The sequence below is a fragment of the Brevibacillus sp. SYP-B805 genome (genome assembly GCF_011059135.1).
Taxonomy (GTDB): domain Bacteria; phylum Bacillota; class Bacilli; order Brevibacillales; family Brevibacillaceae; genus Brevibacillus_F.
The window spans coordinates 375,246-396,629 of sequence record NZ_JAALGD010000001.1 but is presented as its reverse complement, the minus strand read 5'-3'; the positions used below and the strand labels follow the sequence as shown (position 1 = coordinate 396,629).

21 protein-coding genes are annotated in these 21,384 nt (G+C 51.8%); 2 read left to right on the top strand and 19 right to left on the bottom strand.

The features are described from left to right. Positions 1-46 precede the first annotated feature (46 nt). From G3578_RS02010 to G3578_RS01955, 12 genes are all read right to left on the bottom strand, one after another. The gene (locus tag G3578_RS02010) at positions 47-1,297 is read right to left on the bottom strand and encodes a Zn-dependent hydrolase (protein ID WP_165208093.1); all 1,251 of its coding nucleotides are present in this window, start codon (positions 1,295-1,297) and stop codon (positions 47-49) included. Positions 1,298-1,312: 15 nt separating this feature from the next. Beyond that, positions 1,313-2,674 carry a dihydroorotase gene (locus G3578_RS02005; RefSeq protein ID WP_241254399.1) on the bottom strand — a complete coding sequence of 454 codons (1,362 nt, stop codon included), beginning with the start codon at positions 2,672-2,674 and terminating at the stop codon, positions 1,313-1,315. Between the two features lie 14 nt (positions 2,675-2,688). After that, the gene (locus tag G3578_RS02000; protein ID WP_165208091.1) at positions 2,689-3,444 is read right to left on the bottom strand and encodes an IclR family transcriptional regulator domain-containing protein; all 756 of its coding nucleotides are present in this window, start codon (positions 3,442-3,444) and stop codon (positions 2,689-2,691) included. 15 nt (positions 3,445-3,459) lie between these two features. Then, positions 3,460-5,049 carry an HAL/PAL/TAL family ammonia-lyase gene (locus tag G3578_RS01995; RefSeq protein ID WP_165208089.1) on the bottom strand — a complete coding sequence of 530 codons (1,590 nt, stop codon included), beginning with the start codon at positions 5,047-5,049 and terminating at the stop codon, positions 3,460-3,462. Between the two features lie 30 nt (positions 5,050-5,079). Further along, the gene (locus G3578_RS01990) at positions 5,080-5,715 is read right to left on the bottom strand and encodes an ABC transporter permease (protein WP_165208087.1); all 636 of its coding nucleotides are present in this window, start codon (positions 5,713-5,715) and stop codon (positions 5,080-5,082) included. 22 nt (positions 5,716-5,737) lie between these two features. Then, positions 5,738-6,718 carry an ABC transporter ATP-binding protein gene (locus G3578_RS01985; protein ID WP_346773939.1) on the bottom strand — a complete coding sequence of 327 codons (981 nt, stop codon included), beginning with the start codon at positions 6,716-6,718 and terminating at the stop codon, positions 5,738-5,740. A gap of 71 nt (positions 6,719-6,789) precedes the next feature. After that, positions 6,790-7,698, bottom strand: coding sequence for an ABC transporter substrate-binding protein (locus G3578_RS01980; protein WP_165208083.1), 909 nt, complete (start codon positions 7,696-7,698; stop codon positions 6,790-6,792). Between the two features lie 21 nt (positions 7,699-7,719). Then, positions 7,720-8,364, bottom strand: coding sequence for an ABC transporter permease (locus G3578_RS01975; RefSeq protein ID WP_165208081.1), 645 nt, complete (start codon positions 8,362-8,364; stop codon positions 7,720-7,722). Positions 8,365-8,445: 81 nt separating this feature from the next. After that, positions 8,446-9,534, bottom strand: a complete 1,089-nt coding sequence (locus G3578_RS01970) for a DUF917 domain-containing protein (RefSeq protein ID WP_206529402.1) — start codon at positions 9,532-9,534, stop codon at positions 8,446-8,448. Between the two features lie 41 nt (positions 9,535-9,575). Then, entirely contained in the window at positions 9,576-11,213 is a 1,638-nt protein-coding gene (locus G3578_RS01965) for a urocanate hydratase (protein WP_165208079.1), read from the bottom strand. A 169-nt stretch (positions 11,214-11,382) separates the two neighbouring features. Further along, entirely contained in the window at positions 11,383-12,423 is a 1,041-nt protein-coding gene (locus G3578_RS01960) for a zinc-dependent alcohol dehydrogenase family protein (protein ID WP_165208077.1), read from the bottom strand. A gap of 224 nt (positions 12,424-12,647) precedes the next feature. Further along, positions 12,648-13,586 (bottom strand): helix-turn-helix transcriptional regulator, encoded by a 939-nt coding sequence (locus G3578_RS01955; protein ID WP_165208075.1) that lies wholly within the window; start codon positions 13,584-13,586, stop codon positions 12,648-12,650. 122 nt (positions 13,587-13,708) lie between these two features. On the opposite strand from G3578_RS01955, the gene modA reads away from it, so the two are divergent. Beyond that, positions 13,709-14,551, top strand: coding sequence for a molybdate ABC transporter substrate-binding protein (gene modA, locus G3578_RS01950; protein ID WP_346773938.1), 843 nt, complete (start codon positions 13,709-13,711; stop codon positions 14,549-14,551). After that, positions 14,548-15,207 (top strand): molybdate ABC transporter permease subunit, encoded by a 660-nt coding sequence (gene modB / locus G3578_RS01945; RefSeq protein WP_165208071.1) that lies wholly within the window; start codon positions 14,548-14,550, stop codon positions 15,205-15,207. The genes modA and modB overlap by 4 nt, the downstream gene beginning before the upstream one ends. 104 nt (positions 15,208-15,311) lie before the next feature. Here the strand turns inward: modB and G3578_RS01940 are convergent, their stop codons facing one another. The 7 genes from G3578_RS01940 to G3578_RS01910 form a co-directional block, all read right to left on the bottom strand. Continuing rightward, on the bottom strand, positions 15,312-15,758 hold the full coding sequence (locus G3578_RS01940; RefSeq protein WP_241254398.1) for a GNAT family N-acetyltransferase: 447 nt from the start codon (positions 15,756-15,758) through the stop codon (positions 15,312-15,314). Positions 15,759-15,956: 198 nt separating this feature from the next. Next, the gene (locus tag G3578_RS01935; protein WP_165208067.1) at positions 15,957-16,100 is read right to left on the bottom strand and encodes a hypothetical protein; all 144 of its coding nucleotides are present in this window, start codon (positions 16,098-16,100) and stop codon (positions 15,957-15,959) included. A 257-nt stretch (positions 16,101-16,357) separates the two neighbouring features. Continuing rightward, positions 16,358-17,821, bottom strand: a complete 1,464-nt coding sequence (locus tag G3578_RS01930) for an Msr family ABC-F type ribosomal protection protein (RefSeq protein ID WP_165208409.1) — start codon at positions 17,819-17,821, stop codon at positions 16,358-16,360. A 6-nt stretch (positions 17,822-17,827) separates the two neighbouring features. Next, positions 17,828-18,718: a methyltransferase domain-containing protein gene (locus tag G3578_RS01925; RefSeq protein WP_165208065.1), complete on the bottom strand. Its 891-nt coding sequence runs from the start codon at positions 18,716-18,718 to the stop codon at positions 17,828-17,830. Between the two features lie 415 nt (positions 18,719-19,133). After that, positions 19,134-19,790 (bottom strand): response regulator transcription factor, encoded by a 657-nt coding sequence (locus G3578_RS01920; protein WP_165208063.1) that lies wholly within the window; start codon positions 19,788-19,790, stop codon positions 19,134-19,136. A 3-nt stretch (positions 19,791-19,793) separates the two neighbouring features. Further along, entirely contained in the window at positions 19,794-20,855 is a 1,062-nt protein-coding gene (locus G3578_RS01915) for a PAS domain-containing sensor histidine kinase (RefSeq protein ID WP_165208062.1), read from the bottom strand. Between the two features lie 67 nt (positions 20,856-20,922). Further along, positions 20,923-21,333 (bottom strand): GAF domain-containing protein, encoded by a 411-nt coding sequence (locus tag G3578_RS01910; RefSeq protein ID WP_165208061.1) that lies wholly within the window; start codon positions 21,331-21,333, stop codon positions 20,923-20,925. Between the last annotated feature and the right edge of the window lie 51 nt (positions 21,334-21,384).

Below are 21,384 nucleotides of genomic sequence, written 5' to 3'. Positions count from 1 at the left end.
TTTCCCGTTTGTTTCATGAGCAGCGCGCGTGTGAAACGCGGCCACGCTAAAGCTGTTGATCAAAGCTCATCACGGCCCGGGCCAAAGCTTCCACGCCCCGTGCCACGTCTGCGTAATCCGTCCATTCCTCCGAACAATGGCTTCTGCCATCCTTGCTGGGAACAAAAATCATCCCGATCGGTGCGATCTTTGCCAGCTGATTGGCATCGTGGCCCGCTCCGCTGGGCAGATAAGCCGTCTTGGCCGTATTTTGACATGCTTCGGCGATCACTTGCCGGATTGTTTCATCCACACGGATCGCCTCTGATTTGGACAAACTGTCGATGCTGATGTTCAATGTTCGCGACTTGCCAATTTCAGCGGCCCTCTTCTGAAAGCGGCGCATGATTTGTTCCAACAGGCCGGTATCGAGCGAGCGCACTTCCAGCTCAAACATCACGCTGCCCGGAATCACATTGGCTGCGTTTGGCTCCACGTGCAGTTTGCCCACGGTCCCCACGACCGGTTCCACATGCGGCTCCCGGCAGATGGCTTCCAACTCCAGAATCAGCTGCGAAGCCCCGGTCAACGCGTCAAACCGCATGTCCATCGGAGTGGTGCCGGCGTGGTTGGCCTTTCCTTCCACCACCACCCGATAGCGGTGTATCCCCACGATCCCTGTCACCACGCCCAGTTGGTTGTGGGTCTGTTCCAGCACCGGCCCCTGTTCAATATGAAGCTCCAGGTAGAGGGCCACCTCTCCCTTTTTGCGCGCCCGCGCGGCAAGCCGTTCCGGATCGCCGCCCGCCATCTTGATCGCGTCCCGCAGGGAAAGACCGGTCATATCCTGCCTTGCCAGCATCTCCTCCGTCAGATTGTTCACCATGCCTCTGCTGCCGATGGTGGAAATGCCAAACTCACTCGGTTCTTCCGCCGTGAAATCAACGATCTCCAGCGGATGGCGGAGCAGAGTTCCTGTTTCTTTTATCCTCCGGACAATTTCCAAGCCGGCCAAAACACCGACAATTCCGTCAAATCGGCCGCCGCCTGTTACCGTATCCGTATGGGAACCAATCATGATCGGCGGTAAGTTCGATTCACTGCCGGCGATCCTGCCGATCAGGTTGGCAGCCGCGTCGATTTCCACTTCCATGCCGCATGCGAGCATTTGCTGCCGCAGCCAGTTTCTCCCCTGCTCGTACCACGTCGTGAAAGGCCTTCTCGTCCACCCGGGTTTTGTCCGATCGACAAAGGTGGCCATTGTTTCGATATCCTGTTGGATTCGCTTCGGATTCGGCTTCAGTGGAAAGTGATCCATGAAAAAACACCCCTGTCAGTGATGTTTTGCCCGAACAAACCGGCCGTCTCCCGGCTGACCGGTCACCTGTCCGTCATATACCATCTTCCCTCTGACAAAGGTATACACAATTTTTCCGTGCAGCAGCCTGCCGTGGTAGGGGCTCCAGCCGGCGCTGGAGTGAAGCGTGCTTTCATCCAGCACATAGCTTTGCCTGGGATCGAGCACGACCAGGTCGGCATCCTTGCCTGCTGATATCGCTCCCTTGCAATCATCCAGCCCGAAGGTAGCTGCCGGTGTTTGGCTGAGCAGCCGGACGAGCTCAAGCAGGGTGATTCTCCCTTTCGCCACGCCCTCGCTGTACATCAACGGCAGCAGGGTTTCCACGCCTGGCGCGCCGGACGCGTTTTGGAAAATATCGGGATTTCCCTTTCGTTCCATCGTCCACGGGGCGTGATCGGAGGTGATCATGTCCACATGCCCTTTGGCTATCAACTGCCAAAGCGCCTCCACATCCTGTTTGGAACGGAGCGGTGGATTAATCTTCGCTTTTGCTCCCAGCGTCAGCATATCGTCCTCGCTTAAGGTCAGGTAATGCGCGCACGTTTCCGCCGTCACTTTTGTCCCCTGCGAGCGGTAATACTGAACCAACTCAAAGACACGCGGGAAGGTGGAATGGTAAAGATGCAGCTTCACTCCCGTATAGTAGGCCAGCTCCATCGCCGTTACCGCCGCCGTCGATTCCGCCGCCTTCGGCCTGCTCCAGCAATGGGCCCGCGGATCCTGCAGGCCCTGGCTTTCAAATTTGGTGATATACCTTCTGACAATCTCGTCAATCTCCGCGTGCACACCAACCGGACAGCCCGTTTCCGCGATTGTGGCAAACGCCTCCAGCAGCTGTCCGTCGTCAATGCGGGGAAAGCGAAAGGAATCCGTATTAAACATCGAAACTTTAAAACCGCATGCGCCGGCGCGTGCGAGTTTGGGGATTTCATCCAATCCGCCCTCTTTGAAAATGGTGGCCAGCAGCGCAACGTCCACAATGGACTCGCGTTTCAGCTTTTCTGCTTTCTCCAGAAACAGCTCCTCCGTACAGATCATCCCGGTGGCGTCATAGGGCATTTCAATGATCGTGGTCACCCCGCCGGCCGCTGCCGAACGGCTGGCCGTCGCAAACCCCTCCTCCAGGGAACTGTAGCAGTGGACATGGGCATCGATGGCACCGGGCAGGATGTAGCAATCTCCCGCATCGATCGTTTTCGCGGCCGATACGGGTTCGTTCTCCCGCAAAATCTCCTTGATTTTGCCGTCCGAGATGGCGATGGCGGCACCGTACACGATCTCGTCCGGCAGCACTGCGTTGCCCTTGACCACCAAATCGTACATATCTTGCTTCATGGGATTCCCTCTCTTTACTCGATCGTGACCTGTGAGACTCTGGCCAGCTTCTGGGAGATCGTATGGGTTGCCTCCATGACAGACCTGACCATCCTTTCACTCGTCTCAGGGGACAGGCGTTCCGCTGGACCGGCGATGGTCAGACTGGCAACAATCCGCTGGTAACTGTCAAAGATGGGTGCAGCGATGCCAAACACGTCCCGGTCGACTTCCCCCACCGTCAAACAGTACCCCTGCTGCCGAATCTGCGCCAGGTCTGCCAGCAGCTTCTCCTTTTTCTGCTGGTCTTCCAGCCGCTGCAAGATCTGATCCACTACCCGCTTGGTCTCATAAGCCAGGATTGCTTTGCCGGAAGCGCCCAAATGAAGCGGCAGGATTCTGCCGTTTTCAATCGCAAAACGAATCAACCGGCGGCTTTCCACATGTTGGATGCAGATCACATTGGTTCCCGTCCGCACCATCAAAATCGTGGTTTCATTGGTATTCTCGGTAAGCGTTTCCATGATCGGACGGGCGATGACAAACAATTCACGGTCAATCTGCTGGTACAAGCTCCTCGCCAAATCCAGGATGCGGAGACCGAGGCCGATCTGCCCTTTGGCTCTTCTTTCCACAATCCCGTTCTTTTCCAGCGTTTGCAGCAATCGGTAGGTTGTGCTTTCCGGAATCGAGACCCTTTCCGCGATTTCATTGACGGAAAGGGTGGATTCCGCTTCCGCCAAGACAAACAAAATATCCAAGGCCCGTCCCAATGTTTGCGTGCCGTTCACCATTTGACCTCCCGCTTATGTAAGCACATGTTTCACTTCGCGCAAGATGGTATCATCCTCCACCAACCGTATCATTTTTTCCAAATCCGCTTTTACATATGAATCTTCCCACATCGGTGGAACGGATTTACGGATCAGCTGATAGACGAGCGCTGTTCCTTTACCCAGCGGCAAGCCGCTCATTTTGTCTTTGATCAAGTCGATCGCCTGGGCGGCGCACAGCAGTTCGATCGCCAGCACCTTTTGCAAATGCTCGAGGATCTGCATCGTCTTCCGCACAGCCCCCATCGCCATGCTGTTGTGATCTTCCTGATTGCTCTTGGCCGGGATCGAGCCGATGCTGGCAGGGGCGGCAAGCGTTCTCATCTCTCCCACCAACGCGATGGCATTCGCTTGCACCAGCGCGAACCCCGTATTGAGCCCGATCAAGCCGCCGACCAGATTGGCCGGCAATCCGTAGCTTGCCGTCGGGTCAAGCAATCTCGCCGACCGGCGCTCTGACAAGACGGCCAGATCGGTCAGCACGATCCCGAGGAAATCCAGCGCATAACCCAAGATCGCCCCGTGAAAATTACCGCCGCTCAGGCTTTCGTAGCCGGACTCACCGGAAAAAAGCAGGGGATTGTCGGTAGAAGCATTGATCTCTCTGGAAATAACCGTTTCCACATAGTGCAGAACATCCTTGACAGCCCCATGCACCTGCGGGGAAGAGCGAAAGCTGACCGCATCCTGCACCCGGGGCTTTGTTTCACCGAGTCTGCTTCTCCCGGCGTCGGTGACCCACCCGCTCCCCTCCAGCAGCGCTCTTACCTGCCGTGCGGTCTCAATCTGCGCCGGAATCCCGCGGGCGTTCTGGATGCGCTCGTCAAAGGCGTTGATCTCCCCGCGCATCGCTTCCAGATTGAGCGCAAGTGCGATATCAGCAAGCTGGCTTAGCTGCTTGGCTTTGTGACAGGCGTAGATCGCATTGGCCAGCACCATCGTACTGCCGCTCATCAACGCCAGCGCTTCCCGGGCAGCCAGCGGAAACGGGACCGGGGAGATGCCTGCTTTCTGCAGCTGCTGAACAGCGCTCCCCGCTTCTCCCTGATATCGCGCCTCTCCCTCCGGCGCTCCCACCAGACATAAGCCAAGATGGGCCATCGGCTGCAGATCGCCAACCCCCAAAGAACCAATTTGCGGGATTAATGGAATGATTCCCTTGTTCAAGAACATCAAAATCCGTTCGATCAGCTCCGGCCTCACCCCGGAATGCCCCCGGCTCAACACGTTGGCGCGCAGCAGCATCGCCAGGCGGACAACATCATCTGGAAAACAAGGACCCAGTCCAACGGCGTGGGAGTACAAGATGTTTTGTTGAAAGTTCGCCTGATCCCGTTCGGCGACGACATAATCTTTCAATTTTCCCAAACCTGTGGTAATACCGTATATCACTTTGCGTTCTGCCGTCAACCATCTTTCCACTTGGCGGCGCGACTTCTGCACCCTTTCTCTCGCTTGGGGCGACAAGGCCACCTGAATGGAGGGATCTTCGAGAAATGACGTCATCTGCTGCAGCGAGAGCGTTTCACCATCGATGATAATTTGCTTTGTTTCCACAGGCATCCATATCACCCCTCATTTGTTCTTCATGACTTAGGACAATTCGCCTCTCGCCCTTAACGCCGAACGCTTTTCCAGCCAGAGCAGCAGCTGATTGGCGGCTATCGCCAACAGGGAGACAAACACGGTTCCCCAAACGATTTTCGGGATGGAATTCTGGTACAGCCCTTCAAACAAGATCTTCCCCAGTCCTCCAGCGTTAATCCACGCGGCAATGGTCGCGATGCCAATCGTGGAGGTGGCGGCAATGCGCACTCCTCCGAGGATGACGGGCAAAGCCAGCGGCCATTCAATTTTCCAAAACAGCTGGGCCGGACTGAGCCCCATGCCTTTGCCTGCCTCGATGATCGAAGCATCGACGGACTGAAAGCCGACCATCACGTTGCGCACAAGGATCAGCTGGCTGTAAGCGACGAGCGCGATAATCGCCGGTTTCACGCCTAACCCGACCAGCGGAATCAGCATCGCAAACAGGGCGAGGCTCGGTATGGCGTAAATAATGCCCAGGACGGACAGCACCGGAACCGACAGCCACTTGACCCGCGAGAGCAGGAAACCGACAGGCAGGGCAAACAGCAAGGCGAGAACCAGCGTGCTCACCGTTAACACGAGATGTTGAAGAAACTGGATGAGAATCTGGTCATAATACTTTAACAAATAGTCAAGCATCGGCGTTCACCTACTTCTTCGGTCAGGAAGCAGACAGGGATTGGCTCAGCGCCTCATGAATCTTCAGATGCGCAAGCGTCACCCGGCCCACGGGCGTTTGGTTGCCGTCCTCCACAATGACGGAATCATGCTCGCTTTTTAAAATGTGCATCAGAATCGTTTTGCAGTTTTCTTCCTTGGATACCCTGATTTCATTGGGATGAACGGTTCCTTCTATCTCCGTCATCACGCTCTCCGCTTTCATGACGCTCAACCGCTTGAGCACGTCTTCGGAGTGTACCAGGCGGCTGACAAACGCATTGGCCGGTTGGGTGATGATGTGGAACGGCGTATCATACTGTTGAATCTCGCCGTTGTTCATGATCACGATCTTGTCCCCCAGCTTCAGCGCTTCCTCGATGTCATGGGTGACGAAGAGAATCGTCTTGTGCAATCGCCGCTGAATTTGGATCAACTCATCCTGCAGACTTGCCCGCGTGATGGCATCGATTGCGCCGAACGGTTCATCCATGAGCATGATCGCGGGATTCCCTGCCATCGCCCGCGCCAACCCGACTCTCTGCTGCTGTCCGCCGGAAAGCTGGCGCGGATACCGTTTGCGAAAATCCTTGGGCGGCAGATGAACCAATTCAAGCAATTCATCGATTCGCTCATCAATCTGCTTGTTGTCCCACCCCAAAATGCGCGGAACCGTGGCGATGTTTTCCTCAATCGTCATATGCGGAAACAATCCGACTTGTTGAATCACATAGCCGATCTTTCGCCTCAGCTGCGTGACCGGCACCGTGGCGACATCTTCTCCCTCTACGAAGATGCGTCCCGATGTCGGTTCGTAAATGCGGTTCACCATTTTGAGCAGCGTGGTTTTCCCGCAGCCGGATGCGCCCAAGATGGTTACAAAGCTTCCCTCTTCGATCTGCAGGCTAACTTCATTCACCGAAGGCTTGTCCGCCTTCGGAAATCGTTTCGTCACCTTGTCAAACACGATGGAATGGTTTGCCACGTTTGCCCAACTCCCTTTTCCAAGGGGCACTTGGCTTCCCTTCTCACGGAAAGGAAGCCAAGGAACCGGTATCATTGTTTGGGGAGAATCCCCTCTTTTTGCAGAAACTCTTTTGCCACTTCGGCATATTCCCGTTTCTTGATATCCACTTCTGCATTCAGCGTCTGCATCACTTCGCTGTTCAGCTTGGCGGAAACGGCATTTAACACCTTGCCGATCTCCTGATCTTTCTGCAGAACGTCTTCTCTGATCACCGGGGCGACAAAGTAGGGGGGCCAGAATTTCTTGTCGTCTTCCAGCAGCACCAGATCCTTGTTGGTCAAATCCCCGTCGGTGGTAAAGCCGACGGTAACATCGGCTTCATCATTTAAAATGACGCGATACTTGACGCCGTAGTCATACAGTTTCACGCTGTTGAAATTCATTCCACCGTAATGTTTCTGCAAGCCTTTCAAGCCATCCTCGCGTTCCTCAAACTCGGGTACCGCCGCCAGTCTCAACTGCGGCGCCAGCTCCGCCAGTTTGGAAATCGTGTACAAGTTGTACTTTTCCGCCACTTTGCGCGTCGTTACGAGCCCTTGTGAATCGTTGATATTGGTAGGTTCCAGCCATACCAAATGAAATTTTTCTTTGTAGTTTTGCGCCACGATGTTGTACACTTCTTTCGGATCCGATTTTGGCGACTGCTGCAGGATATTGATCAGGCCGGTACCCGTATACTCGGGATACATATCGATCTCGCCGTTTTTCAACGCTTCGTGGGCGACCATCGTTCCTCCCAGATTCAGTTTGCGCTCTACCTGGTACCCGGCTTGTTCCAGTGCCAGGGAATACATTTCGCCCAGAATCAACGATTCGGTGAAGTTCTTCGACCCGACGGTAATCTTGGGTTTCCCCGACCCGCCGCTGCTGGCGCAGGCGGTCAAGAGCAGCGATACGATCATTGTGACGGCCAACGACAGAAAAGATACTTTTCTCATGAAAATCCCCCTATTTTTTTATTAGTCTCTTTGATACCTGGTAACCCACCGTTCGATGCCTGCAAAACACACTTCCGACAGAATGGCCAGGATGGCGACCGGAACCGCCCCGACCAACAGCATCGGGAAGTTGTACATGCCCAAGCCGTTTACGATAAAAGTGCCCAATCCCCCCCCTCCGATAAAAGCTGCCAGCGTCGCGCTTGCGATCACTTCCACAGCCGCTGTCCTGCCGCCGGCAATCACCAGCGGCATGGCTAACGGAAATTCCACCTTGCGCAAGATCTGACGTTCATCCATGCCCATGCCCGACGCTGCTTCGATCACGGCCGGATCAATGCCGCGAAATCCGAGATATGTATTGATCAAGATGGGCGGGCAGGCGAGCAGAATCAAGGCCACCAGGGCCGGGACAAAGCCGGTCCCGAGAATCGGCAGGATGATCACCAGAATGGCCAGGCTGGGGATCACGCGAAAGGTATTGATCGAATTCATTACCGTGGCAGCGATCTTTTGGCTTTTGGCACAAACGATGCCGAGCGGTATGCAAACCAGCAGGCTGACCAGCAGGGCTGTAACGCTTATCGTCAAATGAACCTGAACCGCTGTGAGAAAGCGCTCCTGATTTTCCCAAATATACTGAAAGGCTTTCGCGGCTACTTCCATCAAACTCCCCCTTTTCGCTGCACCGCTGATGGCCCCGCCGATCCCCAGGGCGGACATGCTGAAGCATGGAAGCCGGACACGCTACTCGGCCAGCGCATAGTCGGCGATCTGAATGCCCAACGCCTGTTCCACCTCGGGATAGACGGAAGCGTCGCGGACACTGGAGCTGAGCGGAATGTAACGTTTGTGGATACGGAACACCGCGATCTCCATCCCTTCCTTCAGATGGCCGACGCTTACCGGCTTCCCTGTTTCCGTGGAGATCGTCGTAATCACGTCCGGATACGTGGTGAGGCGGTTGCCTTCAGCGTCATCCACGGCCATGTATTCATTCATCACGTGCAGGGTAAGACGGTTCCCCGGCACATCGACGTAGACTTTCCCGATATCAAATGCACCGGAATAGGTAACCGTGGAGTGCGCCACCCGGCCCCTGCCGAGAATTTCGCCGTTGGTTTTCCTGCAGATCGCCTCGATCACGGCCTCTGCGCCGTTGGGTTCCGCCTCGAGGATCGCTTTTCCCAGATCAATCGCCAAGGAAACCCCGCCAATCGCGGCGTGTTTCTTGATGTAGCTGGCGGGCAGAGGGTGTCTCGCCGCCGCGATAAAGCCGCCGGACATGTCGGCCGCCGTGCGCAGGATCGTGGAGGTTTTCGCCGGCGTCCCCTTGACGACGAGCTCAAGGTAGGAACCGGTGTCTCTTCTTCCGCCGACCACAACCTGGATCGTTTCAAAATCAAGGCGCCCGGCCAGTCCCAATGATCCCATTTTGCCGGTCGGATGAGCCCGGATATCTCCCGTGGCGTCCACCACCACCAGGTCGAGAGCGGCTGCGGGCAGCCAGCCGTTAATCGTGCTTGACATGCCGTTCTGCGGTGTCATCAGGCCGACTACCTTGCCGTCGTAGTGTTCCATCAAGAGTTTGACTGCTTTGATATAGTCGCTGCCCAGCATCTGCCATTGATCTCCTGCGGGGGCGCCGATCGCGGTGGCGGTCACAATGATGGCATCGTCCGGCAGTTCATCCACGGAAACCAGCTTCGGCTGCCCGATCGTCACGGCCGCCCCGCCGATCTCCAATCCGTGATCCACCCAGCCGCCTCCGCCGGAAGCAAACACGGAGCCTCCCTTCACTGCCGCAATTACGTCGTCCATGGTTAGTACACGCATGATTTTTCTCCTCCTCGTCATTCAGCGTTGGACGGGTGCAGTCAGGTCAACACCCGGCGAATGCCTTTTTTGTTCACTTCGTCCAGCGCTTCTTCGTAACCGGCATCGGCATAGCGCAGCACGCCGATGCCCGTATCGTTGTCCAAGGTATGCTTCAAGCGCATGTCCGCCTCGGCTGTACCATCGGCCACAATCGTCACGCCTGCGCTGGTCATATACCCGGAGTAACCCCCGCCGCCGGAATGAATCGTCACCAGATCCGCCATCGAACTGCAGTTGAGCATCGCATTCAACAGCGGCCAATCGGCGATCGCGTCGCTCCCGTCTTTCATCCGCTCGGTCATGATGTTGGGATGTGCCATCGCTCCGGCGTCCAGATGATCGCGGGAAAACGCGATCGGACCGCTCAGCTTGCCTTCGCGAACCATCCGGTTAACCGCCAACGCCAGCCTGGTCCTTTCCCCGTGGCCGAACCAGCCGATCCGGGCCGGCAGCCCTTCAAACGGCACGTACTTGCTGGCCAAGCGAATCCAGTTGGTTGCGATCTCATTGTCGGAAAATTCCTGCAGGATAAACTGATCGATCGCCTGGATGTCTTGCGGGTCACCCGACAGCGCCACCCAGCGGAACGGACCGATTGCCCTGCAGAAGAGCGGCCGCAGGAACGCCTCCGTGAAAATATCGATGTCAAATGCCTCTTTCACACCATGTTGGTAGGCCTGCGTCCGGATGTTGTTGCCGTTATCAAAGACGATCGAACCGCGCCGTTTAAATTCCAGCATCGCCTCTACTTCCCGGGCAATGGAGGCTCTTGCGTCCCCCTGCAGTTTCTCCGGGTTTTCCTCTCTCATCCGCCGCACGTCCTTCAGGCTGTAGCCGGCCGGGACATAACCGTACAGCAGATCGTGGGCAGAGGTTTGGTCGGTGACGATGTCAGGCACGATCCCTCTTCTGAGGATTTCCGGATAGATTTCCGCCGCATTGCCAAGCAATCCAATGGAAATACTCGACTTTCGGGCCTGCGCTTCCGCGATCCACGCCAGCGCTTCGTCGAGGTCGGCTGTTTTTCTCTGCAGGTAACCGACTTGCATCCGCTTGTCCACGCGCGCTTCATCCACTTCCACGCAGAGAATCGCCGCATTCGCCATCACACCGGCCAACGGTTGGGCTCCTCCCATTCCCCCCAGACCGGCGGTAAGAATAAAGCGGCCGGCCAGATTTCCGTTAAAGTGTTTTCTGGCGATGGCGGAAAAAATTTCGTAGGTGCCTTGAATCACCCCCTGCGACCCAATGTACTGCCATGCCGCTGCGGTAAGTCCGCCCCAGATGATCAGCCCTTTTTCCTGCAGTTGATAAAAGTGCTCGCTGGTTGCCCATCTGCCTACAAGATTGCAGTTCGCCATGATCACGATCGGGGCAAAAACATGCGTTTTAAAAATGCCGATCGGTTTGCCGGACTGAATCACCAGGGTTTCATCATCGTTGAGAGTTTTCAAACTGTCGACGATGGCATGAAACGACTTCCAGTCTCGCGCCGCTTTTGCCAATGCAGCGTAAACCACCAGTTCCTGTTGATTTTCGCCGTTTTCCAGCACGTTTTCCAGCATCCGAAGTAACGCTTCCTGTCTCCACCCTTTGCAGCGAAGGGCAGAGCCGCGGGCTGCTCTGATCCGTTCCATCACAACACCTCGAATTTATCACTATTTGATAATAAATTCTCTATATTGTATCTGTGCCATTTATTTTATTCCCATAATTCCTATGAGTCAAGTATGAATTAACGACGGGCCGCCCCTTCTCAGCGGAAACAAGCAAAGGAACGGTTTGAGCCGTTCCTTTGCTTGCAAGTCAATCGTTGTATAAAATGACTTTCATCGCTTTTTCTTTGGCAGCATTTCGAAACACTTCGTACGCCTGCATGATCTGGTCCAGCGGAAAACGGTGAGTGATCAGTTGTTCTGGTTTGATCCTTCCCGACTGTACGGTCTTTAACAGCATCGGAGTCGTGCTCGTGCTGACCAGTCCGGTCGTGATCCTGACATTGCGCAGCCACAACCGCTCCAAGTGCAGTTCGACCGGTTTGCCGTGCACACCGACGTTAGCCAGCCGTCCGCCGGGCTTCAGGATTTGCTGACAGATGTCGAAGGTTACAGGGAACCCGACGGCCTCAATCGCTACGTCGACACCCTTTCCATCCGTTGCTTCCATTACTTGCTCAACCGCATTTCCCGCGGAGCTGTTAATGGTCTTGGTGGCCCCGAACCTTTTGGACTGCTCCAAACGATTATCGTCAAGGTCGACCATGATGATTTCCGCCGGCGAATAAAGCTGCGCTGTCAAGAGTGCCGACATCCCGACCGGCCCTGCCCCGACGATCGCGACCACATCCCCAGGCTGAACGCCGCTGTTGATTACCCCGATTTCCATGGCCGTCGGCAAAATGTCGCTCAACATGACAAGCGCTTCCTCATCGCTTCCCGGAGGAATGTGGTACAAGCTGGTGTCGGCATAAGGGATACGAACGTATTCCGCCTGGGTTCCGTCGATCAGGTGCCCCAAAATCCAACCACCCTCTTCACAGTGGGCGTACATCGCTTTTTTGCAGTAATCGCATTTTCCGCAGGCAGTGACACAAGAAATCAGCACCCTGTCCCCGGGTTTGAAATTGTTTACAGCTGCTCCTACTTCTTCTACGATTCCGACACCTTCGTGCCCCAGGGTTCGGCCGTCGGTTACCGCCGGTACATCACCGCCCAAGATATGCAAATCCGTGCCGCAAATCGTCGTTCTGGTGATTCTTACGATCGCATCCGTCGGTTTCTGAATCGTCGGTTTGTCCTTCTCTACCCACTCGTACTTTCCTGGCCCACAAAATACTAATGCTTTCATATCCAGATTCCCCCTACGTTTATGTGAACATTACATTTGCTTTCTCCCCAAGTCAGCAGGAAAAGCCGCCATCCTCTTCTTCATTCTCACCAATTCTGTCCGAATGTACTCATCGTGACATTGTACTCGAAGACAGCATGCAGGCATAAAAATAACCGGCCCTGACGAGTGAAGAGGAGCCGGTTTTCACAGCGATACCGCCAACGTTTATATCCCGCATGTTCCTAAGCTTCCAACATGATTTCCCCCGTTCGCGACAAATCATAGCCGCGGATGGATTTCAACTCATTGCGAAAAGCTTCAGACTGGAGAATCTCCATGATGATTTCAATCCACTCCCTGTTTTGAGGGGTTTTTAGCATTACAAGATCATACCGTTCCTGAATGAGCGGAACAAAATCGACCCCCACGATATAAGCTGCTTTCTCGATACCAACCCCGACATCTGCCTGTCCCTCCGCAACTTTTCCGGCAACGCCAAGATGGTTCGATTCCTCTGTTTCATAGCCTTTCAACTGCTCAGGGGAGATCCCATGAAGCCGCAGCTGCTCATCAAGCAGGACGCGGGCACCCGAGCCTTTTTCACGGTTGACGATGGTCAGCCCGGGCTTTTTCAAGTCTTCCCATGAACGAATCTGTTTCGGATTGCCCTTTTGCACATAAAAACCGGCGGTCCGGAAACAAAGATTGATCACAAGATAAGGAAATCCCACCAGAATTTTGCGAATGTAAGAGAGGTTATACTCTCCGGTGTCACCGTCAAGAAGATGGGTACTGACCACATCGGACTGCCCCTGATACATCGAGATGAGACTGTCCAGGCTGCCAACATAAGAGCGCAGCGGACGTACGGTTTTTGTGGTTTTTTCAATATATTTCGTCAGGATATCCAGGCTGACGTCTTGTCCGGTAATCACCATGGGCCTGACTCCGGTTGCGGAAAAGCTCTGTTTCAATGGCGATTCCGTCATGGATCTGGAAAAAGCGGCGTGACCTTCCTTGGTTCTTGATTTGTAGGCTTCCAAATCAGCCGCATCGATACGCATCTGCTTGCCGACCCGGTAGGCTGGAAGATTCCCTTTCTTGATCAGGTCATACACGGTCAATTTGGACACGCGTAACAACTTTGCCACTTCTTCCGGTGTATAAGAGATTTCCTGCATATGGATGACCTCCGTATTCCAAGCACATGTCCATTATATCAAAATATCGATTGATAGACATAGATTATAACTAGTATAATTTAGTTATATTTTGTTATATCTAATACAATTGAAAGAGAGGGATGTTGGAAATGAAACGGTTTTCTCGTTTCACATCCATGTTCGTTATGCTTGCGCTCCTGCTTTCCGCTGTCGGCTGCAGCTCTTCGAACAATCAGCAAGCTGCTCCCCAACAGGCTCCCGCCCAACAAGCTTCTTCCCCTGTTGAGCTGTACGTCCTGGCAGCGGCCAGTCTGACGGATGTCATGAAAGAGTTGACACCGCTGTATGAATCCACCCACCCTGACCAAAAACTGGTGATCAGCTACGGTTCTTCGGGAACCCTCCAGCAGCAGATTGAACAAGGTGCACCTGCAGATCTTTTCATATCTGCCGCCACAAAGCAGATGAAGGAACTGGTGGAGAAAGGACTGATCGATGCAAAGAATACCGCCGATTTGGTAACCAATCGGCTTGTGCTCATCATCCCCAAAGATTCTCAAGCTCAAGTACATGCTTTCGCGGATCTCCAAAAACCGGCAATCGAAAAAATTGCCATTGGACAACCTGAGTCTGTCCCCGCAGGAACTTATGCGAAACAGTCGCTCACAAACCTGGGAATCTGGGATGCCTTACAGCCCAAATTCATTTTTACCAAAGACGTTCGACAGGTGCTCACCTATGTCGAGACCGGAAATGTTGACGCCGGAATCGTCTATCAGACGGATGCCGCTTCGTCAGACAACGTAAAAATCGCGGCCGTCGCCGATGAGAAAACCCACTCCCCGATTGTTTATCCGATCGGGATCACCACCAATTCCAAGCATGCAAAAGAAGCCCAGACGCTGTACAGCTGGCTGCAGGAGCCGGAGGCCAAAGCCATTTTTACGAAATATGGTTTTGAGACGGCAGTGAAGAATGAATGAATTTCTGGTCACCGGTCGTAATCTCCGTACAGGTAACGCTTATCGCCAGTGTTATCACATTTATTTTGGCTATCATTTGCGCATGGCGGATGGCTCGCCGAAAATTCAGAGGGAAGCTGCTTATCGAGACATTCTTTTTGCTTCCCCTTGTTCTTCCCCCTACGGTGGTGGGATTTGGCCTTCTTTTTCTGATGGGCAAAAACAGCTGGCTTGGCCGCTTGATTGAGTGGCTTTTTGGCAAATCCATCGTGTTTACCTGGTGGGCAGCAGTGGTGGCAGCCGCTGTTGTGGCATTTCCGCTTGTTTATCAGACGCTGAAGACAGGGTTTGAATCGGTCGACAAGGATTTGGAAGATGCGGCCCGCTCGATGGGGGCCAATGAATGGCAAGTATTCTGGTACGTAACCTTCCCCCTGGCGTGGAGATTCTTGTTATCGGGGTATATGTTCGGATTTGCCAGAGGGATTGGAGAATTTGGCGCAACGTTGATGTTTGCCGGCGTGATTCCTGGCAAAACGGAAACCATTCCCACCGCGATTTTCATGGCTGTTGAGTCCGGAAACATGCAGCTTGCGACTTATTGGGTTCTTTCCATTATGGCGCTCTCTTTTCTGTTATTAAGTTTCATCCATAAGCTTCGGAGTCCGGACGAATAAAAAAATGAAGGCGTACCCTGCGTGTACCAGGGTACGCCTTTTCACTGTCTATCAAGCTGCCACGGCCGGCTATGTTCGAAGGGAAACGATTCCCGAATGGCGGGTCACTTTGATTCCGGCGACCCCTGCTCGAACAAATCCCGGCGGTGACTGCGCAACACGGTGATAAAACCGTCCAATATCTCATGGCTGACGGAAAATCCTTTCCGTTTATAAAATTCCAGGGCGTTATGATTGCCATTGGAGACAAAGATAAAAAAATCATCCACATCATCAAATTGTTTCAGCCACTTCATTGACAGATCGAACAACTTGGAGCCAATCCCGGACTGTCTGTACGCTTCTTTCAAATAAAATTGGGACAAACACCCCACATTCTCTCTGCTGACGGAAGAGAGGTCAAAAAAAGTGGCGAATTCATTGTCATACGTTTCCTTGGGAGAGATGTTTGAATAGACATACCCGACTATTTTATCATCATCTTTCACGACCACGGTGTAATTGCAGATCGCTTTTTTAATCGAAGGGATCATCCGTGTCTCAAAATTCATGCTGTCAAACAATTCCGGTTTTATGTATGCTTTCGACTTTTGAAAAGCCATGAGCTCATTGCACAGCTCCCTGCAGCACTCAATTTTCTCATCTGGTATAACTTCATAGGTCAAATTCATATTGTTGCTCCTTTCCTGGCCGAGTCCTTACAACCTTCCGCATGTTACTGTCCATCCTCGAGAAGCTTCGATATCATTTTAATATATCATGCCATTCCCCCGCCATCCTGCGGTCTCGAACGAACGGTACCGGATCGCGTAGGCATCGAAAAAATGCTCCACCAGATCGGCCCCTTTGTTCACCCACCAGTAAAAATTGGTGGGATAAAATTTCCATGCCACGCCGGATATCCACGGCTACACCATTTCGCCAAACGCGACAAGGTGTCCGCCTGCTGAAGATAGCTGTGAAATTGTTCCCGCTGCTCTCTTCTGCCTCCTCCCTGCTTGCTGATGCATCCACGTGTCCGTGATGTCGTGCTCCCGCAGCTGTTCCGCAATGCATGGCTGAACGTAACGGCTTCTGGGCAGCCGGATTTTATCATGGCTGCCTTCCTATAACCGTGAAGCAGAGATGCCTTCCCCGCTTCTTTTCCTGATTACGTTAATAATCTTAGCTGTTGTTGTTCAATGACATAGATACGATCTGCTACGCGATCAATAAACATGCGATCATGGGATACGAGAAGGACAGTGCCTTCATACCCTTTTATAAAGCGTTCTAACGCTTCCATACAAAACACATCCAAAAAATTTGTCGGCTCATCCAAAACCAGCACATTATATCTTCCCAAAAACAGTTGACACAAGACCAAACGGATCGCTTCTCCACCACTTAAATCGCGCACATTCTTTCTTATATCATTTCCGGTAAAGTTCATTGCGTGGAGGACTGCACGGATCTTGCTTTCCTCATAGTCGCTTCGTTCTTTCATAAATGCAAGTACGGACTCATCTTTCTCAAAGTGATAACCCATTTGTTCATATGATCCGATGACAGCTTTGGGCGATATGATCATCCCTTCTCCCTGTTGTATGATATGACGAAGGAGTGTGGTTTTCCCTGAACCGTTTTTTCCTGTAATCGCGATGGTGTTGCCTAATGGGAATTGGAAACTAGCTTCCTTGAGCAGGGTTTTCTTCCCTGCCTTTAACGTTAAGCGATCCGCCATAATCGGAAAGGGATTGTGCAGCTTGAGCGCTGTTGGTTGAGGAAAATAAAGGATTTGTTCCTTCTCCGGCGCCTCCACTGCTTCGAGTTGTTCCACTCGCTGCTCAATCGCTTTAGCTGCACGTTGAACCGCCTTTTGGCTGGTATCTTTAGATTTCGTCATAAACATTTTGTTTGCCTTTGCTTTGGTTTCCTTTTTTGACATATGATTATTTGCCTGAGTAATCTTTTCAGCCTTTCTCATTTTCTCCTCTGCGGCCTTTAACAGCCGAGTTTTTTCTTTTACATACTTGTCGTGCTGTTCCTGCTGCTGCTTTCGTTTGAGCTCTTTTTGTGCGACGTAATCTGAATAGTTTCCTGTATATTCCGTTACCTGACCGTCCTCTACTTCCCAAATTTTCGTGACGAGCTTATCTAATACATAACGGTCATGACTCACAAGTACGAGTGCGCCAACATAATACGTCAATTCCTCGATGAAAAGCTGTATGCCAGCTGCGTCCAGATGAGTCGTCGGCTCATCCAACAATAAGCCCTCATGATAGGTGGAGAATAATTGGGCCAACTTCATCCGCGTCTGCTCACCACCACTTAAATGCTCCATTTCTGTTTGAGGTACAGCAAACTTGCCTAACCACTCATAATCAGTCTCACTATCACCTGGCTTTGACAATTGTTCAAAATAGGCAAAATCCACGAATCGGTTTACATGCCCTTTATCCGGCGTGACTTGCCCAGCCATCAATTTCAACAACGTACTTTTTCCAGCACCGTTTTTTCCGACAATCCCAATGCGATCAAACTGATGCACGGCCAGTTGGGGGATGTCTAATACCAATTGATCCAAAAACGTTATTTCAATATTTTTTAATTCCAAACATACTTGTCCCATCATTCCCTACCTCCGTTTCTCCGTTTGTTTCTTCATCCCAACCAGAATTTCCAAATCCACGGTGATCTCAGCCGAATCTTTTTTCAGATACGTTTTGATTCGTTCTCTGTCCGCAGACCAGGCAAGCGGGGTCATTTGAACAATGTGGGGAAGCTCTGACTGACTCAGGTTCTGGGTATAACGTAACTGAAAAGCCTCAAGCAGCTGTAAATGCTCTTTGAAAAGCGACACCGTTTTCTCATTTTGGTAGACTTTTTTGCTGTTGGTATCGAAAAGCTCTTCCCGCAGTTCTTTTAGATAATTGGGACGCGGGAGCACTTTAATGACCAGTCCATCTTGAATGAGAATCCGCTTGAACTCCGTGTAATTGGAAGGAGATAAGATCGAAAGAATCACCTGAAACGACCTATCTTTGAATGGGGTTCTTGCCAGGTCGCCTACCATCCAAAGCGAGTTTTTGTATCTCTTTGCTGCCATGGCGATGCCTTCCTTGGAAATATCGATTCCGAACCCTGTGATCGTTGGACACATGCAATCGTCCAAAATCTTCTGCAGATGTGACCCTTCTCCGCAGCCCGCGTCCAACACCATAACAGGATCAGTAGAAACTTCCACATGCTGCTTGATGGCTTTGGCAATCCATTTATGCATGGGAGCATACAAGCTGCTTTCGCTGATCGTTTTATGCCTTGCTTCAAACAATTCTTTGTTGTAATGACTGTGAGAGGGTCGGATCATCATGTTGAGGTATCCCTGTTTGGTGATATCAAACGTGTGCTTGTTCGCACATATCAGGCTTTTCCAATCAACGACTTTCATCGAACTCTCACAGTGTGGACACGTAAATGCTGATTCAAATCTACTCACGAGTTCTGCTTTTTTGATGATGTTGGTCATGCGATCTCTTCCTTTCGAAAATAAAAAATCACAGGCGTTTTGCCTGTGATTCAGAGTAAAGGGAAGCAGCCCCATCCTGATGTGAAAGAGGGGAAGAAAGGAAAATATACAAAAAGAAAGAAAGGCTGATCTATCCGCCTTTCTCCACATTTCATCATTGTTCTATGCGAAAAGAAGATTATTAAAAAAGGGCAGACTGGTCCCGTTTACTCTGCCTACACAAGCAGAGCCTTTGAACAGTATTTAATTACTTGTTCAAAGTACGGAAACGCAATCTGATAAAAAACATTTTTTAATAATCCTCCTTACGAATCATAAAAGATGCTACTTATTATATAGTTCCCGTAGGATTTCCGCAAGGTGCTGGTGCAACTTACATTCATCGGCATGCTCGAATGGTTTTATGTCTCCTCTATTATTCGAAATCTAAAAGGCCTTTTTTCAACGCGTATTTCACCAGTTCGGCGCGGCTTTTTAGGTTTAGTTTCTCCATCGCTCTTTGTTTATGGGATTCAACTGTTTTTACCGAGATAAAGAGCTGCTCCGCAATCTCTTTGTTCGTGAAGCCTTTGGCAATCAGACTGACGACTTCTTTTTCACGTTCTGACAAGATTTCAAATCTGGAAGATTCCTCACCGCTTTTTACCCTGTTCAAAAAGTTCGTGATTAACAACTTTGCGGCTGACGGGTACAAATAGGCTGATCCATTATACACCGTACGAATCGCAGAAATTACATCCATGTCGGCGGCGCTTTTTAAGATGTATCCTGACGCACCGCCCTGCAAGACACGGAAAACATATTCTTCATCATCATGCATGGTCAAAATGAGAACGTTGCAATCCGGCAGCGCTTTCTTGATCCGTTCCGTTGCTGAAAGACCGCTTTCTCCAGGAGGCATGCTGATATCCATCAGGACTACATCCGGGCTGCACTCGAGCGCTTTCTGATAGGCCTCTTTGCCATCTGCAGCCGTCGCGATAACCTCCATGTCGTCCTGGGCGTTAATCAGCATCGATAAGCCTGTTCTGACGATCGAATGGTCATCCGCGATCAATACTTTTATGGTCATAAGCTATTCCCCTTTGTCACTGACTGGAATCCTCACCGTGATCGTCGTCCCCTGATTTGGTTCAGAATGGATGAAGACCTCTCCCCCCAGCATCTCCGCTCGTTCTCTCATGCCATATAATCCCAAACCCGTCCCCTGTATCTGGATCTGCGTCGTGTCAAAGCCCACTCCAAAGTCCTGAATGGTCAGCTTGAGCCATTCTCCTTTATCCTCAAAGGCGATGACGATTTTATCCGTATCCGCATATTTGGCCGCGTTAATGGTTGCCTCCTGACAGATCCGATAAACGGCTGTCTCGACATCAGGATGCAATCTGCGATGGGGTGCCTTGATGTCGAAAGAAGTTTCAATACCGAACATTTTCTCGAAATTCCTTAAATAAGATCGCAGGGCAGGAATGAGGCCAAGATCATCCAGCGCGGCTGGCCTCAGATCTACCGCCAGGTTTTTCACATCGTCCAGTGTGTGGGAAGTCATGTTGGTTAAATCCTGGATCAGCGTTTTTACATCATGCTCCATTTCCTGTTGGTTCAAGACCTGCAGGCCTACCAGGATGCTGTACAACGACTGGCCGATGCCATCATGCAATTCTCTGGAAAGCCGTTTGCGTTCTTCCTCCTGGGCTCGAAAAACATGTTTGGTCATCATTTTCTGCTGACGTGCTTTTTCCGCTCGGATCTGTTCAGACAAATCCCTGAGGATCACCACCAGCGCAGCATCCTCTTCTACGGGGACGCTGGTTGAACTGGCTTCCACCGAAAACTCTTTGCCGTCTTTCGTCCGAATGGTCATCTCGAAAGAAGGCATGCGCAGTTTTTTCGCAAAACATTCTGTACACGTTACTTCAAAGTCACAGGTAGCCATTCCACGGCAAACTTCACAAAAATGGACTTTGCCAATCAAATCTTCCGCATTCCAACGGATCATTCGCATCGCGGACGGGTTGGCTTCCACGATGATGCCATGCTTGTCGATAACAAAAATAGCATCGGTTACATGTTGAAAAACAGACTGAAAAAACGACGATGCCTTAGACGGGTCGTTAAGATCCAACAGCCATGGCATAGATTTTCCCCTTTACACCGTATTACCTTTACTATAAATCATTCTGCTCTGCAAAGACGTTGCAATTTTATGACAGAAATGTCTTGGCCAGATCAATCGCTTTATTCAATATTTCATCGGTGTAGATGTCATCCGTCCTTCTCCCGATCAGGAAAAGACCGGCACGCTCCTCCTGATAATGCGGTATGGCGATGAAGGATTTCAGTTGTTCGGTCAGGATAATCGCATAATCTTGAATCTCCTGATAGGTTCTGATGGACAGATGATTCATCACAAGAGGCCTGTCAAGCTTGATTACCCGGCCGAAAATCCCTTGCCGCATGGATGTTGTCATCCGTTTGTATCGGTTGCTTCGATTCCCCACAGCTTGCAGCCATTTGACTTCTCCGTTTTCATTCGCATATGCCAACGCTGCGTAGTCGGATCGTGTCTCCACTCTTGCTCTTTCCAAAAAGGTTACTATTTCCTCGTTTGTCACATGCGTGCCTCCAGATTGTTCGTTTTGCAGATGCCCCGCTTTCTTCACGCA

Bases quoted from the DNA above. Each gene is read 5' to 3' on its own strand.
- G3578_RS01955 (WP_165208075.1), bottom strand. From the start codon at position 13,586: ATGCAGGAAATCTCTTATACACCGGAAGAAGTGGCAAAGTTGTTACGC.
- G3578_RS01960 (WP_165208077.1), bottom strand. From the start codon at position 12,423: ATGAAAGCATTAGTATTTTGTGGGCCAGGAAAGTACGAGTGGGTAGAG.
- G3578_RS01930 (WP_165208409.1), bottom strand. From the start codon at position 17,821: ATGGGACAAGTATGTTTGGAATTAAAAAATATTGAAATAACGTTTTTG.
- G3578_RS02010 (WP_165208093.1), bottom strand. From the start codon at position 1,297: ATGGATCACTTTCCACTGAAGCCGAATCCGAAGCGAATCCAACAGGAT.
- G3578_RS01940 (WP_241254398.1), bottom strand. From the start codon at position 15,758: ATGAATTTTGAGACACGGATGATCCCTTCGATTAAAAAAGCGATCTGC.
- modA (WP_346773938.1), top strand. From the start codon at position 13,709: ATGTTGGAAATGAAACGGTTTTCTCGTTTCACATCCATGTTCGTTATG.
- G3578_RS02005 (WP_241254399.1), bottom strand. From the start codon at position 2,674: ATGAAGCAAGATATGTACGATTTGGTGGTCAAGGGCAACGCAGTGCTG.
- modB (WP_165208071.1), top strand. From the start codon at position 14,548: ATGAATTTCTGGTCACCGGTCGTAATCTCCGTACAGGTAACGCTTATC.
- G3578_RS01915 (WP_165208062.1), bottom strand. From the start codon at position 20,855: ATGCCATGGCTGTTGGATCTTAACGACCCGTCTAAGGCATCGTCGTTT.
- G3578_RS01925 (WP_165208065.1), bottom strand. From the start codon at position 18,718: ATGACCAACATCATCAAAAAAGCAGAACTCGTGAGTAGATTTGAATCA.
- G3578_RS01980 (WP_165208083.1), bottom strand. From the start codon at position 7,698: ATGAGAAAAGTATCTTTTCTGTCGTTGGCCGTCACAATGATCGTATCG.
- G3578_RS01970 (WP_206529402.1), bottom strand. From the start codon at position 9,534: ATGCGTGTACTAACCATGGACGACGTAATTGCGGCAGTGAAGGGAGGC.
- G3578_RS01965 (WP_165208079.1), bottom strand. From the start codon at position 11,213: ATGGAACGGATCAGAGCAGCCCGCGGCTCTGCCCTTCGCTGCAAAGGG.
- G3578_RS01995 (WP_165208089.1), bottom strand. From the start codon at position 5,049: ATGCCTGTGGAAACAAAGCAAATTATCATCGATGGTGAAACGCTCTCG.
- G3578_RS01920 (WP_165208063.1), bottom strand. From the start codon at position 19,790: ATGACCATAAAAGTATTGATCGCGGATGACCATTCGATCGTCAGAACA.
- G3578_RS01975 (WP_165208081.1), bottom strand. From the start codon at position 8,364: ATGGAAGTAGCCGCGAAAGCCTTTCAGTATATTTGGGAAAATCAGGAG.
- G3578_RS01990 (WP_165208087.1), bottom strand. From the start codon at position 5,715: ATGCTTGACTATTTGTTAAAGTATTATGACCAGATTCTCATCCAGTTT.